The 13,369-nt window shown below is 57.4% G+C and carries 16 protein-coding genes, 1 tRNA gene and 1 pseudogene; 14 read left to right on the top strand and 4 right to left on the bottom strand.

Annotated features, from left to right (window positions below):
- A pseudogene (locus BM174_RS18225) lies at window positions 1-218 on the bottom strand (IS110 family transposase); the annotation flags it as partial.
- 24 nt (window positions 219-242) lie between these two features.
- On the opposite strand from BM174_RS18225, the gene BM174_RS18220 reads away from it, so the two are divergent.
- Window positions 243-941, top strand: a complete 699-nt coding sequence (locus BM174_RS18220) for a hypothetical protein (RefSeq protein ID WP_143092486.1) — start codon at window positions 243-245, stop codon at window positions 939-941.
- A gap of 172 nt (window positions 942-1,113) precedes the next feature.
- Here BM174_RS18220 and BM174_RS18215 read toward each other — a convergent pair.
- Window positions 1,114-1,204: transfer RNA gene (locus BM174_RS18215), tRNA-Ser, on the bottom strand.
- 145 nt (window positions 1,205-1,349) lie between these two features.
- Between BM174_RS18215 and BM174_RS18210 the strand changes: the two genes are divergently transcribed.
- The 9 genes from BM174_RS18210 (at window position 1,350) to BM174_RS18170 (ending at window position 9,054) form a co-directional block, all read left to right on the top strand.
- Window positions 1,350-2,192, top strand: a complete 843-nt coding sequence (locus BM174_RS18210) for a DUF2059 domain-containing protein (RefSeq protein WP_245766443.1) — start codon at window positions 1,350-1,352, stop codon at window positions 2,190-2,192.
- A gap of 1 nt (window position 2,193) precedes the next feature.
- Window positions 2,194-3,003 (top strand): DUF2059 domain-containing protein, encoded by an 810-nt coding sequence (locus BM174_RS18205; protein ID WP_093925272.1) that lies wholly within the window; start codon window positions 2,194-2,196, stop codon window positions 3,001-3,003.
- A 224-nt stretch (window positions 3,004-3,227) separates the two neighbouring features.
- Complete coding sequence (locus BM174_RS18200; protein ID WP_093925271.1) at window positions 3,228-3,995, top strand: 50S ribosomal protein L21; 768 nt, start codon at window positions 3,228-3,230, stop codon at window positions 3,993-3,995.
- 11 nt (window positions 3,996-4,006) lie between these two features.
- Window positions 4,007-4,276: a 50S ribosomal protein L27 gene (gene rpmA / locus BM174_RS18195; protein ID WP_093925270.1), complete on the top strand. Its 270-nt coding sequence runs from the start codon at window positions 4,007-4,009 to the stop codon at window positions 4,274-4,276.
- A 178-nt stretch (window positions 4,277-4,454) separates the two neighbouring features.
- On the top strand, window positions 4,455-5,057 hold the full coding sequence (locus tag BM174_RS18190; protein WP_093925269.1) for a LysE family translocator: 603 nt from the start codon (window positions 4,455-4,457) through the stop codon (window positions 5,055-5,057).
- 2 nt (window positions 5,058-5,059) lie between these two features.
- Window positions 5,060-5,596, top strand: coding sequence for a GNAT family N-acetyltransferase (locus BM174_RS18185; RefSeq protein ID WP_093925268.1), 537 nt, complete (start codon window positions 5,060-5,062; stop codon window positions 5,594-5,596).
- Between the two features lie 21 nt (window positions 5,597-5,617).
- Entirely contained in the window at window positions 5,618-6,652 is a 1,035-nt protein-coding gene (obgE, locus tag BM174_RS18180; protein WP_093925267.1) for a GTPase ObgE, read from the top strand.
- Window positions 6,640-7,746 carry a glutamate 5-kinase gene (proB, locus tag BM174_RS18175; RefSeq protein ID WP_093925266.1) on the top strand — a complete coding sequence of 369 codons (1,107 nt, stop codon included), beginning with the start codon at window positions 6,640-6,642 and terminating at the stop codon, window positions 7,744-7,746. The genes obgE and proB overlap by 13 nt, the downstream gene beginning before the upstream one ends.
- Window positions 7,747-7,788: 42 nt before the next feature.
- Window positions 7,789-9,054, top strand: coding sequence for a glutamate-5-semialdehyde dehydrogenase (locus BM174_RS18170; RefSeq protein ID WP_093925265.1), 1,266 nt, complete (start codon window positions 7,789-7,791; stop codon window positions 9,052-9,054).
- Here the strand turns inward: BM174_RS18170 and BM174_RS18165 are convergent.
- A complete protein-coding gene (locus BM174_RS18165; RefSeq protein WP_093925264.1) occupies window positions 9,051-9,647 on the bottom strand; it encodes a histidine phosphotransferase family protein in 597 nt (198 codons plus the stop codon). The genes BM174_RS18170 and BM174_RS18165 overlap by 4 nt on opposite strands.
- Window positions 9,648-9,679: 32 nt before the next feature.
- On the opposite strand from BM174_RS18165, the gene BM174_RS18160 reads away from it, so the two are divergent.
- The 3 genes from BM174_RS18160 to olsA all read left to right on the top strand — a co-directional run bounded on the left by BM174_RS18160 (window position 9,680) and on the right by olsA (window position 11,624).
- Window positions 9,680-9,865, top strand: a complete 186-nt coding sequence (locus BM174_RS18160) for a DUF3553 domain-containing protein (protein ID WP_093925263.1) — start codon at window positions 9,680-9,682, stop codon at window positions 9,863-9,865.
- 146 nt (window positions 9,866-10,011) lie between these two features.
- Window positions 10,012-10,776: an L-ornithine N(alpha)-acyltransferase gene (gene olsB / locus BM174_RS18155; protein WP_093925262.1), complete on the top strand. Its 765-nt coding sequence runs from the start codon at window positions 10,012-10,014 to the stop codon at window positions 10,774-10,776.
- Window positions 10,773-11,624 carry a lyso-ornithine lipid O-acyltransferase gene (gene olsA / locus BM174_RS18150; RefSeq protein ID WP_093925261.1) on the top strand — a complete coding sequence of 284 codons (852 nt, stop codon included), beginning with the start codon at window positions 10,773-10,775 and terminating at the stop codon, window positions 11,622-11,624. Before olsB ends, olsA begins: the two co-directional genes overlap by 4 nt.
- On the opposite strand, the gene BM174_RS18145 is transcribed toward olsA, so the two are convergent.
- Complete coding sequence (locus BM174_RS18145; protein WP_093925260.1) at window positions 11,621-12,190, bottom strand: PA14 domain-containing protein; 570 nt, start codon at window positions 12,188-12,190, stop codon at window positions 11,621-11,623. The genes olsA and BM174_RS18145 overlap by 4 nt on opposite strands.
- A gap of 276 nt (window positions 12,191-12,466) precedes the next feature.
- Here BM174_RS18145 and rpsB point away from each other — a divergent pair, with 276 nt between their 5' ends.
- Window positions 12,467-13,339: a 30S ribosomal protein S2 gene (gene rpsB, locus BM174_RS18140; protein WP_093925259.1), complete on the top strand. Its 873-nt coding sequence runs from the start codon at window positions 12,467-12,469 to the stop codon at window positions 13,337-13,339.
- The last annotated feature ends 30 nt before the right edge of the window (window positions 13,340-13,369 follow it).

Raw genomic sequence — 13,369 nt, 5'->3', positions numbered from 1 at the left:
CGCACTTCGTGGCCCAACTTGCCAATCTCACGGCCCCAGAAATGCGCGCCGCCGCACGCTTCCATAGCAACCAAGCATCGCGGAAGTTGGCTGAAAAACGCCAGAACCTGCGTCCGCCGTAACTTCTTGCGCAAAACCGCGTGGCCTGCGCCGTCAGCTCCATGCACTTGGAATACATTCTTCGCCAAATCGAGTCCGACCGTGATAATATCCGACATGACCGCTCTCCTTTTTGTGGATCATTGCAGACCCACCTTGGCACATCGATGCCGCCGGAGGGCGGTTACATCATCAAAGCCACACCCAATTGCAAAATGATTGCATCATGGCGTGACTTGCTTACTCTGGATTTGCAATGCAGTGCGCACGATGGTGGGCGCAAGAATTCTGCTGAGTCTGGAAGTTTTAGTGTGAAGATACTTACATGGACACTGGCGTCCCTCACTGGAGTGGCTTTTCTGGCCATAAATTGCGCCGCCAGCGCTCAATCAGTAGACGATGTTCCAAAAATCGACAGTCTTACTCCTTTGTCAGAATATCTGAGCAGACCCGACGACAGTAAGGTCAATTCCTACCCCTTCATCCGCTGCGCTGGCCTATTTCTAGGCTTCAACTACTACGCCGGAGCAAACCTTAAGCCAGAGACATCGGCCGACCTTGCCAACAACATCAAGGCGCTACGAAATACAGCGATACTATCGAATGCGCAAAATATGGCGAAGCAAAGGGGTCAAACCCTCGGGGATATGAGTGAAGAAGATATTGAAGCAATCGGTAGGGAAACTTGGGTTGTTATCAACAGCATTGCTTTTTTCTATGATGATCGTTTCAAGATGAACTTTGCTAGTAGTGGTGCGGCCTTTGGCGAGGACGCAATGGTTGGAGAGGACTTTGAAATCTGCGGTGAATTTTCTCAGGCCGCAATTGACTACATGCAATAGTGACTAGGCAAGTGTCAGGACCCCAGCAGCATCATCGAAGTCATTCGAGATACTTTGAAGACAGCTTCTTGGAACTGAAGCTCACCCATTAACAATTGGCGGGCGAATTGGGGGATGGAAAATCCAAGAAACCCCATAAAATATTGATTTAATTAAAAAAATTAGGGATTTCTGGCGGAGAGACAGGGATTCGAACCCTGGGAACCCTTTAGAGGCTCAACGGTTTTCGAAACCGTCCCGTTCGACCACTCCGGCATCTCTCCGCGGGGGTCTGGAGCGCCCGTTTAGTCGCGTTTGGGCGCGCTGACAAGAGGGGTTTTGCTCAAGTCGGCGCCACACGGGGAATTTCATTGCCAGCAGGTGCGAATGACATAAGCTTGCGCCGAACTGTTGAACAAGGAACCTACAATGCGCCCCATGTGTCGCCAAATTTTTGCCCTGACGGTCGCCAGTCTTCTAAGCCTTGCAGCCTTTCCACAACAGCCCCGGGCCGAGAACTTGCCGCGGTTGGAGGAATTTCTTGAGGTCACCGGCTTTGACGTGGCGCTGGATAGTATCCGGCTGTCTGCCGATACCGCGCCTCAGATGCTGGGGCTTGAGACGCAGGCTTTCGGCTCGGAATGGTCGCGCTTGGTGAAGGAAGTTTTCGCGCCCGAAATCCTGCACGATATGGCGTTGGAGATCTTGGACAATACGCTTAGCGACGAACTGCTCAGCCATGCCACCGCGTTTTACAACTCCGATCTGGGCAAGCGTCTGGTGGCGGTAGAAAACAAATCTCACATGGTTGAGGAAGATGGCCTTAAGTCCGAATCCGGCGACCAGATCATTGAAGGGCTAACCGGTATTGAATCGCCTCGCATCGCGATCCTGCAACGGCTAAACGGGGCAAGCGATGTCGAGGACAGCTCGGTTAATGCGATACAAGAGGTGCAGGTGCGGTTTTTGATGGCCGCCGCTGCCGCCGGAGTGATCGATTTGCAGATGGACGAGCCAGACCTGCGCGAGGCTATTAAGGGCCAGCAAGAAGAGATGCGTACTTCGATCCGCGCCAGCGCATTGGCCAATGCCGCCTATACCTATCAGGCGTTCTCGGACAGCGAAGTGGCAGCCTATGCCGAAGCTTTGGAGGACCCGAAGATGCAGAAGGTCTATGCGCTGATGAATGCCGTGCAATACGAGATCATGGCCAATCGGTTCGAGGCGATTGCGGTCCGGCTTTCGGCAATGCAGCCTAGCCAAGAGCTGTAGGATGCGCGCAGTTTTTGCATGGCCGCTTATGATGTTGATGGCGCTGCCCGCTTGGGCTGACGCCCGGATGTCAGTGCTGGTGGATGTGCTGCAACTGGAAGCCGCGGCGCAAATATTGCGTGTCGAGGGGCTGGAGCATGCCGCCAACCTTAATACCGAGATGCTGGACGGCAAAGGCGGGGCAGGGTGGGAGGTACAGGTCGGTGCGATCTTTGACACCGCCCGCATGGTTGAAACGGTCCGCCTCGCGCTGGAAGCCGAGCTTGACGCGGACGCCCGCGAAGAGGTTATCGCCTTCTTTGGCGCGCCTGCCGGTACACGGATTATCGAGCTGGAGAATGAGGCCCGCGCCGCGATAATCGCCCCGAAGGTCGAAAAGGCCGCCCGCGCCCGATACGCCCAACTGGATGCCGACGCCGATCCGCGATTGGACCTGATCAGTCAGATAATCGAGCCTGCGGATATGACGACCCGCAATGTAACCTCGGCCCTGAATGCGAACTTTCAATTTCTGCGCGGGCTGGCCGATGGAGGTGGGTCGAACATGTCCGAGGAAGAAATGCTGGCGCAAGTCAGCGGCGACCTCGAAGAAGTCACGAACGATACAGGCGTCTGGCTCTATAGCTATATGTTACTGGCCTATCACCCGCTCGACGATACCGAGTTACTGGCTTATATTGCTTTCTCGAACACTCCAGCGGGGGTGGCGCTGAACCGTGCGCTCTTTGTAGGGTTCGGCGCGGCCTACGAAGACATATCCTATGCCCTGGGGCGTGTCGTGGCGCTCAACATGACTGCCGAGGCGCTGTAACGCGCCGAAAGGCTCGATAACGTACCTAAGGCGACGAAAACCTGCTTGACTTGGGGTCCCGCCCACCCGATAAGCCCGCATCCCGACGGGTTTAACCCGGTGTACGGGATTTTATATCAATGACGCCCGAACGGGCGCGCTGTCCGAGGTGGATGCGGTTGAAAAGCCGGTCCGTAACGCCCGAAACGGGGACCACAAGACGCGGAAGAATGAAGGATTACGCAATGTTTGCGGTCATTAAGACTGGCGGTAAGCAATACAAAGTGGCTTCGGGCGATATGCTCCGGATCGAACGTATTGCAGCTGATGCCGGTGAAACGGTACTGTTCAACGAAGTGCTGATGCTGGGCGGCGATAGCCCCCAAATCGGCGCGCCTATGATCGAAGATGCCGGCGTTGAAGCCGAAGTCGTCGACCAGATCAAAGGCGAGAAGGTTATCCACTTCGTCAAACGTCGCCGGAAGCACTCCTCCAAGCGCACCAAGGGTCACCGTCAAAAGCTGACACTGATCCGTATCGGTGACATCCTGTCGACAGGCGCGGGCAAATCCAAATCCAAGACTGCCATCGGCACCGGTTCGGTAAGCGCCTCTGTCGTTGCGGCGATGGAAGAGCGTTATGCGATGAACAAAGCGGATCAGGCCGAAATGGCCAAGCGCGTTGTTGCAGGCGAGGCGAAAGCCAAATCCGCCAAGCCGGCAAAAGCCGAAAAAGCCGATGCACCTGCGGAAGCCGCTGCACCTGCCAAAGAAGAAAAAGCTGCTCCCAAGAAGGCTAAAAAAGCCGACAAGAGCGGTGACGATCTGACACAGATTTCGGGCGTCGGTCCGGTCATCGTTGGCAAACTGAATGGTGAAGGCGTAACAACCTTTGCACAAATCGCAGCATGGTCCGAAGCGGACGTGGACGCGATTGAAGAGAAACTGTCATTCAAAGGTCGTGTCGGTCGTGAAGACTGGATCGCACAGGCCAAAGAACTGGCTAAAGGCTAAGGAGAGACCAAATGGCACATAAAAAAGCAGGCGGCTCATCCCGTAACGGGCGCGACTCAGCTGGTCGTCGCCTTGGCGTGAAAAAGTATGGCGGCGAAGTCGTCATTCCGGGCAACATCATCGTACGTCAGCGCGGGACCAAATTTTGGCCAGCACAGGGCGTTGGCATGGGCAAGGATCACACGATCTTCGCAACTGTTGACGGCAACGTGACCTTCCACAAAGGTCTGAAAAACCGTACGTTTATCTCGGTTCTGCCAATGGCGGAAGCTGCAGAGTAAGCCGTACCCGTTAGGTTTGAAAAATTTAGGGATCGGCGATAGCGCCGGTCCCTTTTCGTATTTCAGGAGACGGTCTCATGACCGATGCCATCCAGACCATGCGCCAGACGCCGCACCCGCTTTGCGCTATGACCGCGAACCGGTGGATGGCGATGTGGCGCATGTGGGATGCGGCCCGATGAGCGTGGCTCTACTCCCTTTGGCGGTTTTCGCCCTGTCACAGATCGGCACGCCGGGACCGGCGAATATGGCGATGCTCGCTACCGGTGCCCGTTTTGGCTTTCGGGCCGCGCTGCCCTTTGTGGCTGGCGTTGTGCTGGGCAAACAGCTGATCATCTGGCCGGTCGGGTTTGGGCTGATGCAATTGGCCGAAGCCGCACCGAGTGTGTTTGTCGCCCTCAAGTATCTGTCGGCGGCCTATATCATCTGGCTGGCGTGGAAGGTCGCGAATATGCGGCTGAACCTACGCGAAAGTGGCGCGCGCGCCCCCGGCTTTCTGGCGGGGCTCATCGTCCATCCATTGAACCCCAAGGCCTGGGCGATGATCTTGGGTTCTTTCACCGCATTTGTCGCCCCCGGCACCGGCACCTTTCACGCTACTGCCACAATCGCTGCCATATTAATGGCCTGCCAGCTTTTGCTGCATCCGCTGTGGACACTTGCAGGTGATCGCATTGCAAAAACGGTCGCAGGAACCACGGCGGAACCCTATCTTATGTGGACATTGGCCGCCCTCACGGTCGCCTCTGTTCTATTCGTATTGTTCGGAGGAGGAACATGACGATGAAACTGGAAGAAATCGCCACCCAGCGGGTGATCGAAACCGAGCGCTTTGACCTGCGCCCGCTGCGCCAGTCCGATCAGGGGATGATCGAACATTACGCGAGCGATCCGCGCGTGGCGATGGCGACATCGTCGATCCCGCACCCGCTGCCGCCCGGTGTCATTGACGCGTTCATCGCCCGCGCCACTGCCGATCCGCGCACCGAGGATGTCTGGGTGATGGACGGGCTTAAAAACGGCGGCGCCGAAGTGATGGGCGTCATTTCCCTGACACGGCTGGACCGCAACCAATGCGAGGTCGCCTATTGGGTGGCACCTGCATTCTGGAACACCCATCTGGCGTCCGAGGCTGTCTCGGCGCTGGTCGCGGCCAACCCCTTGGGCAACGCCGCGATGTTCGCATCTGTCTACCATGACAACCCTGCGTCAGCCAAAGTCTTGACCAATGCGGGATTTGTCTATTTGGGAGATGCGGAGACCTATTGTCTGGCGCGCAATGCTGCCGTACCCACGTGGACCTATACCCGCAAGCTCTGACCGCCTCTGAAAGGCCAAGTGATGAAGTTTCTCGATCTATGCAAAGTCTATATCCGTTCCGGCGCGGGCGGGGGCGGCTGTGTGTCGTTCCGCCGCGAGAAATACATTGAGTTTGGCGGGCCGGACGGCGGCGATGGCGGCAATGGCGGCACCGTTTGGGCCGAAGCCGTCGACGGGCTGAACACTTTGATCGATTTCCGCTACCAGCAGCACTTCTTTGCCAAGAACGGCCAGCCCGGTATGGGCAAGCAGCGGACTGGCAAGGATGGGGACGAGATTATCCTGCGCGTACCTGTTGGCACCGAAATCCTTGACGAGGATCAGGAAACCGTGCTGATCGACATGACCGAGCTGGGCCAGCGGGTCCAGTTGGCACGCGGCGGCAACGGTGGTTTTGGCAACCTGCACTTTAAATCCGCCACCAACCAAGCGCCGCGGCGGGCCAATCCGGGCCAAGAGGGCGTCGAGCGGACCCTGTGGCTGCGGCTCAAGCTTATTGCCGATGTTGGTCTGCTGGGTATGCCGAACGCGGGCAAGTCGACGTTTCTCGCGGCCACATCGAATGCGCGGCCCAAGATCGCTGATTATCCGTTTACCACGCTGCATCCCAACCTCGGCGTCGTCGGTGTCGATAACGCTGAATTTGTGGTCGCTGATATCCCCGGCTTGATCGAGGGTGCCTCAGAGGGGCGTGGGCTGGGGGATCTTTTCCTTGGCCACGTTGAACGTTGTGCGGTGCTGCTGCATCTGGTCGATGGCACTTCTCCGACGTATGTCGAAGATTATCAGACCATCATCAGAGAGCTTGAACTCTATGGCGGCGATTTGGCGGAGAAACCACGTATTACCGTGCTAAACAAGATTGATGCACTGGACGAAGAAGAGCGTGCAAGCGCATGCGAAGCCTTGGAAAAGGCGAGTAATGGCCCAGTCATGCAGATGTCTGGCGTAGCGCGGGAAGGTGTGGTCGAAGTGCTCCGCGCCCTGCGGGTCCAGATTGACGATGACCGCCTGCGGTTCCGTCCCGCCGAAGAGGAAGAATCGTGGCAACCCTAAGCGCTGCGCGCCGCGTTGTTATCAAGATCGGCTCGGCGCTTCTGGTGGATCGCACTACGGGCGCGCTGCGGGCCGACTGGCTGCTGGGGCTTGCGCAAGATGTAAGTTGGCTCAAGGGGTTGGGCATCGACGTTGTGCTGGTTTCCTCAGGCTCGATCGCCTTGGGGCGAGGGGTGCTTGGATTACCGCCAACCACCTTGGCGCTGGAACAATCGCAAGCGGCGGCGGCCGTCGGGCAAATACGGCTCGCGCGCGCTTACGAAGAAGTCCTCGCACCGCACATGATCACTACCGCGCAGGTTCTTGTAACGCTTGAGGATTCTGCGGATCGTCGCCGCTATCTGAACAGCCGTGCGACGATGGAACAACTGCTAAGCCTTGGCGTGGTGCCGATCGTCAATGAAAACGACACCGTTGCCACTGATGAAATCCGTTATGGCGACAACGACCGTTTGGCTGCGCAGATTGCCGTAACCGTCGGGGCTGACCAATTGATTTTACTGTCAGATGTTGACGGGCTCTATAGCGCCAACCCAAGTATTGACCCCACTGCCACACGCTTTGACGTCATTGACACCATCACCGCCGAGATTGAGGCAATGGCGGGGGATGCTGGCTCTGGCCTCTCGAAAGGCGGCATGAAAACCAAGGTCATGGCCGCACGCACCGCTACGGCGGCAGGCTGTACGATGGCCATCACCGAAGGTTCGGTCCTGCGGCCGCTTACCGCTTTGGAAAATGGCGCGAATGCCACGTGGTTCACCGCGCAGATTGACCCTGCATCGGCCCGCAAGCTCTGGATCACTGCGATGAAACCGCGTGGATCGGTGACCTTGGATGACGGCGCCGTGGCGGCGTTGACCCGCGGTAAATCGCTATTGCCTGCCGGAGTGCGCGCCGTGGCAGGACCTTTCGAGCGCGGCGATGCCATTGCAATCCAAGAACCTTCGGGCAGGGTGCTCGGTGCCGGCTTATCGAGATATTCGTCGGACGAGATAAACCTGATCAAAGGCCGTAAAAGCGCCGAAATTGAAGAGCTTCTGGGCTATCCGGCCCGTGCGGCGCTGATCCATCGGGATGACATGGCCGTCTGAGCCGTTCTGCGAGAATCAACATAAGGTAAGGCGAGTAAGCTGATGGAAGAGCAAGAGAATATTCCCGCCCTGATGGCGGATATCGGAGCCCGCGCCAAAGTAGCAGCAGCCGATCTTGCCTCAGCTTCGGCAGAGCGCAAACATGCCGCCCTGATCAGTGCAGCCGAGGCTGTCTGGGAGCGTCGCGCCGATATACTGGAAGCCAATACGCGCGATATGGCATTTGGTCGCGAAAAGGGCTTGTCGGACGCCATGATGGATCGCCTGATGCTGGACGAGGCCCGTGTTCAGGGCATGGTCGACGGGCTGCGCAGCATCGCTGAACAAGCCGATCCGGTGGGCGAAGTAATCGCGGAATGGGATCAGGCATCTGGTATCCATATCCGGCGGGTGCGAACGCCATTAGGAGTAATCGGGGTGATCTACGAATCTCGCCCCAATGTTACCGCTGATGCAGGAGCCTTGTGCCTTAAGGCCGGCAATGCCGTGATCCTGCGCGGCGGCTCTGAGAGCTTTCACGCGTCGCGCGCCATCCATGCCTGCCTGCAACAAGGCCTGCGCGATGCCAACCTGCCCGAAGACGCAATCCAATTGGTGCCAACCCGGGACCGTGCCGCTGTTAGCGCGATGCTGACGATGACCGATACGATCGACGTGATCGTACCACGCGGCGGCAAGGGGCTTGTCGGGCTGGTGCAGCGCGAGGCGCGGGTGCCCGTGTTTGCCCATCTTGAGGGCATTGTGCATATCTATATCGACAAGGACGCCGACCCTGAGAAAACGCTCAAAGTCGTGCTTAACGCCAAGACCCGCCGTACCGGCATTTGTGGTGCTGCGGAATGTTTGCTGATCCACCAGGACGTGGCCAAAACCATCGGGCAGGGCGTGATCGGTGCATTGATCCATGCCGGAGTGGAAGTGCGGGCCGACGAGACGCTCGCGACAATATCCGGCACCGTTCCGGCCAGCGGCGATGAATGGGGCAAGGAATACCTTGATATGATCATTGGCGCTAAAACCGTGACAGGTGTCGATGACGCCATAGCGCATATCCGTACCTACGGCTCCAACCATACCGATTGCGTTTTGACCGAAAACCCGGATGTGGCCGCAGCGTTCCTCAGCCGCTTGGACTCGGCGATATTGATGCACAATGTTTCAACGCAATTCGCAGACGGCGGTGAATTCGGCATGGGCGCGGAGATTGGCATCGCCACCGGAAAAATGCACGCGCGCGGACCCGTCGGTGCGGCGCAGCTGACCAGTTTTAAATATCTGGTGACTGGCGATGGCGTGGTGCGCGGCTAGAAAGTAATGGAGACCGCCTCTGCCGAAATCTGCTGACTGATCTTGCGGTTAGCCTTTTTGGCATTGGTAGGCAGCAGCGCAAACTGCACCTGCGCGGGCTGTAAATCTTCCACCGCATTCATCCCGTCAAGCATTTGCCAAAGCGTGTCGTTGATGTTGAGCTTGTCGGCCTTGGCATCAAGGGTCCACCTACCGTCGCTCTCGGAGATTTTGATCACCCCGCCGTAAGGCATTGCAGCTTCGAGACAAAGCAGCGCTAAAAACGCCAGACGCACAGTGTTACGCGGTTGCGGCTCCAGCGGTGTCCAGGTAACCGAATGACGCCCTTCGTCATAGATGTCGCGCAGGATCGAGGTTATCTCGGCCCGGCCCACCATCTGCTCTCCTGCCGACCCGAAGGCTACACGGAAAAACCTGATCCGCGCGCTGGCATTGCTGACACTACTGCCGATCAAATCCATCTCGGCGCTCGGGGTGGCACCTGACATGGCCAGTAGTTCAACCCCGTTGTTGATCGCTCCAATTGGCGATATCAGATCATGGCAGATACGGCTGCCGATGAGTGCTGCGAGATCGAGTTCTTGATCGAGCATCTTGTACTACTCCCGAAAGGTGAGGGATAAATATGGAAGACCTAAATGCGATTTTGACCCCCGGCATGCTGGTTCGGCATCCCGATTGTCCGGAATGGGGTGTCGGTCAGGTCCAGAGCAACATCGCTGGCAAATTGACCGTTAACTTTCGCGACCACGGCAAAATTGTAATCGATAGTTTTCATGTCGGACTGTCACCAGTTTTCAATGAGCATTAACCTTCTAGCAAATCAGGTTCTTGGCGTAGATATTTAAACAACCATAGGCTGATCATGGGGTATAAGATTTTGTTTTGCAAGGTTTGTGCGCATAGGGACTTTTTCCTACCTGGCTGCTGGCATGCCGTTAAGGATCGCGCCAGCTTATGACGCAAATGGCCCTCCCGCAATTTCAGGTACATCTGGCACAAACCGCACAGGATTTACGGGATGCGCAACGATTGCGGTATGATGTTTTCGTAACCGAGCTTGGCGGCAGTGGCCCGTTGATCGACCACGACGCCAAGCTGGAGCGCGATCATCTTGACCCGTATTTCGATCACCTGTTATTGCGCGATACGCTGAGCCAGCAGGTCGTTGGCGTATACCGTTTGATGCGGCCCGAGAATGCCGCGAAGGCAGGGGCTTACTACTCTGCGAGTGAGTATGACCTGACGCAGCTGCAACGCTCCGGTCGGCGTATTCTGGAGCTGGGGCGGTCCTGCGTGCATCCGGCTTATCGCGGCGGCTTGGCCATGCATATGCTCTGGTCCGGGTTGGCGCGTTATGTCGCAGAGCATGAAATCGAGGTGCTTTTTGGCGTCGCAAGCTTTCATGGCACAGATATTGATGCATTGGCACAACCGCTATCGCTTTTGCACCACCGCCATCTAGCGCCGAAAAATCTGCGCACCAAATGTTTAGCAAAATCGTTTCAACGCATGGACTTGATAGACGAATCTCACTTGGATCGGCGCTCAGCAATGCTGCAAATCCCCAGCCTGATCAAAGCCTATCTGCGTTTAGGTGGCTGTGTGGGTGAGGGCGCCTATATTGACCATGAATTCAACACCGTAGACGTCTGCCTTATCATGGATACCGCACAAATGAATGACCGTCAGACCCGCAAATTCGGCGGAGCATTTCTATGAATACATGGGACAGCGGGATCGAGCCTGACTATCCGGCAATGACCGTTTTGGGCGGGCTGCGGGTGGTGCTGCGGGCGCTTTTGCTTGCTGTGGTGGTATTTGGTGGGTTGCTGCTGCTGCTGTTGCTGCGCCTAATCGAACGGCCCTTATTTCGACTGCATCGCCCGATGACGCCTTATATTACGCAAATGGTGTGCCGTGCCGCGCTGACGATCATTGGGATCCAATACCAGGTGGAGGGTATGCCGATGCAACGGCGCGGCGTTGTCGTCTCAAACCATAGCTCTTGGCTCGATATCTTTGCTCTGAACGCGGCCAAGCGGGTCTATTTCGTCTCGAAGTCTGAAGTTGCCGGCTGGATGGGCATCGGATGGCTAGCACGCGCAACAGGCACTGTTTTTATTGAACGCAACCCGCGCCGCGCCCAGGAGCAGACATTAATTTTTCACCAAAGACTGCATGAAGGCCACAAATTGCTGTTTTTCCCGGAAGGGACCAGCACTGACGGGCTACAGGTTTTGCCATTTAAAACAACGCTTTTTGCGTCATTCTTGAAAGATGACATTAGGCATGAGATTGCCGTCCAGCCGGTCACCCTGATCTACACAGCACCAGCAGGCACTGATCCGCGGTTTTATGGTTGGTGGGGCGATATGTCATTCGGCGCGCATCTGCTGCGGACCTTGGCACCGGCCCGCCACGGCAGCGTGAGAGTGGTCTTTCACACGCCATTGCCCGTAGCCGATTATGCAGATCGCAAAGCGCTGGCACGGGCCAGCGAGGATGCCGTGCGCAGCGCAATGCCGCAAGACAAGGTGCTAGAGAGTGAGCTTGAGGTCGCGCGTTAGGGCAGGTGGGCAAACGCCGCGTCCGGCACCGCACCCATGGCACCATCGACGTTCCAGTCCATCATCAAACAGGCCGATCCCTTACGCTGAAAATAGACGGCCTCGACCGCGTACCAGCCCGCCTGAGGCACCTCGACTTCCTGCGCGCCCGCAGCCTCGCATCCGTGAATATCATCGAACAGCGCCACTTCGGCCCCACCGAGGGACAGTTGTATGCCATCGTTGCTGAACACATCAACCTCATACGTGCCCGCCGCGTCAAAGCGGATGAACCCGTTGATCTGTGCCGCAACCTTTTGGGCTGTGCGGGCGGTCATTGTCAGATCGCCATCGGTATTGTCGGCGTAGGACAGGCCTTGCAGCGGCAATCCAGCGCGGGCCTTGCCCAAGGCGTCGCGGGCTTCCTCAAGGGTATGGACATCCTTGGGATAGGCGTAGGCGACGGCCAGTCCGGCGGCGAGGGCGTCTGCCTGCGGCTGCGGGTCGGCGGGGGTCAACGCCAGCGGCGCGGCGCAAGCCATGCCAGCCATAAAAAGCGGGGGTAGAAACGCAGCGAATTTGATCATGGCAATCACCTGAATACCTCAATGTGATATTATCCTTGCCCAGTCTTGGAAGCTTGTCCATGCCCCACAGAGTACCACCGGCAATGGCGCGCCGGCCTACGGATCGCGCATGAGGGCAATTGACCCTTGCACCACGGGCAGCACTGGCCTATACGCGCGTCACTTGAACCCGCAGTCGGGGTTGGGCCATTCGGGGAGAAATCCCGGATCGTCCGCCGGTTGGCACCATAGTGGTGTCATACCCCCGATGAGGCTAAACCGGAAAGGTAAACCACCATGGCTCTTCCAGAGTTTTCCATGCGCCAATTGCTTGAAGCAGGCGTACACTTCGGCCACCAGACGCAGCGTTGGAACCCACGTATGGGTCCGTATATCTACGGCGCGCGCAACGGCATCCACATCATGGACCTCACGCAGACCGTTCCTTTGCTGGACGAAGCGCTGAAAGTTATCCGTGACACCGTCGCCAAAGGCGGCAGCGTTCTCTTCGTCGGTACAAAGCGTCAGGCAGCCCAGCCGATCGCCGAAGCCGCAGAGAAATGCGCACAGTATTACATGAACCACCGCTGGCTCGGCGGCACACTGACCAACTGGCAGACCGTGTCCAAGTCCATCCAGCGCCTCAAGCACATCGACGAACAGTCCGAGCTTGGCTTTGGTGGCATGACCAAGAAAGAGCGTCTGGGCATGGAACGTGACCAGGGCAAACTTGAAGCTTCCTTAGGCGGTATCCGCGAAATGGGCGGCCGTCCTGACCTGATCTTCGTCATCGACGTGAAAAAAGAACAGCTGGCCGTGGCCGAAGCCAACAAACTGGGCATTCCAGTTGTGGCCGTGGTTGACACCAACTGCTCACCCGATGGCGTAGACTACATCATCCCGGGTAACGACGATGCGGCCCGTGCGATCTCGCTTTACTGCGATCTGGCTGCCCGTGCGGCACTGGACGGCATGTCGGCCCAGCTTGGCGCTGCAGGCGTTGATATCGGCGCGATGACCGACGCCCCACAGGAAGAGGCTCTGGCCGAATCCGATGGTGTTGAAGTTGGCGCCGCCTCCACCGAGACTGTTTCGAACGACGCAATGTCCAAGGACGCGCCGCTCGATATCGAATCCAAAAAAGAGACTGTTGCCAAAGCCGAAGGCTGAACTTCGACACGGCACTGACACACGGGGCAG

It is taken from the genome of Sulfitobacter brevis (assembly GCF_900112755.1).
Lineage (GTDB): Bacteria > Pseudomonadota > Alphaproteobacteria > Rhodobacterales > Rhodobacteraceae > Sulfitobacter > Sulfitobacter brevis.
The sequence above is the reverse complement of the archived record's forward strand: the minus strand, read 5'-3'. Positions and strand labels throughout refer to the sequence as shown.

Coding starts and splice junctions, on each gene's coding strand:
- BM174_RS18145 (WP_093925260.1), bottom strand. CDS start 12,190: ATGATCAAATTCGCTGCGTTTCTACCCCCGCTTTTTATGGCTGGCATG.
- BM174_RS18190 (WP_093925269.1), top strand. CDS start 4,455: ATGAGCGTGGCTCTACTCCCTTTGGCGGTTTTCGCCCTGTCACAGATC.
- BM174_RS18160 (WP_093925263.1), top strand. CDS start 9,680: ATGGAAGACCTAAATGCGATTTTGACCCCCGGCATGCTGGTTCGGCAT.
- BM174_RS18205 (WP_093925272.1), top strand. CDS start 2,194: ATGCGCGCAGTTTTTGCATGGCCGCTTATGATGTTGATGGCGCTGCCC.
- rpsB (WP_093925259.1), top strand. CDS start 12,467: ATGGCTCTTCCAGAGTTTTCCATGCGCCAATTGCTTGAAGCAGGCGTA.
- BM174_RS18185 (WP_093925268.1), top strand. CDS start 5,060: ATGAAACTGGAAGAAATCGCCACCCAGCGGGTGATCGAAACCGAGCGC.
- olsA (WP_093925261.1), top strand. CDS start 10,773: ATGAATACATGGGACAGCGGGATCGAGCCTGACTATCCGGCAATGACC.
- obgE (WP_093925267.1), top strand. CDS start 5,618: ATGAAGTTTCTCGATCTATGCAAAGTCTATATCCGTTCCGGCGCGGGC.
- olsB (WP_093925262.1), top strand. CDS start 10,012: ATGACGCAAATGGCCCTCCCGCAATTTCAGGTACATCTGGCACAAACC.
- BM174_RS18165 (WP_093925264.1), bottom strand. CDS start 9,647: ATGCTCGATCAAGAACTCGATCTCGCAGCACTCATCGGCAGCCGTATC.
- BM174_RS18170 (WP_093925265.1), top strand. CDS start 7,789: ATGGAAGAGCAAGAGAATATTCCCGCCCTGATGGCGGATATCGGAGCC.
- BM174_RS18200 (WP_093925271.1), top strand. CDS start 3,228: ATGTTTGCGGTCATTAAGACTGGCGGTAAGCAATACAAAGTGGCTTCG.
- BM174_RS18210 (WP_245766443.1), top strand. CDS start 1,350: ATGCGCCCCATGTGTCGCCAAATTTTTGCCCTGACGGTCGCCAGTCTT.
- rpmA (WP_093925270.1), top strand. CDS start 4,007: ATGGCACATAAAAAAGCAGGCGGCTCATCCCGTAACGGGCGCGACTCA.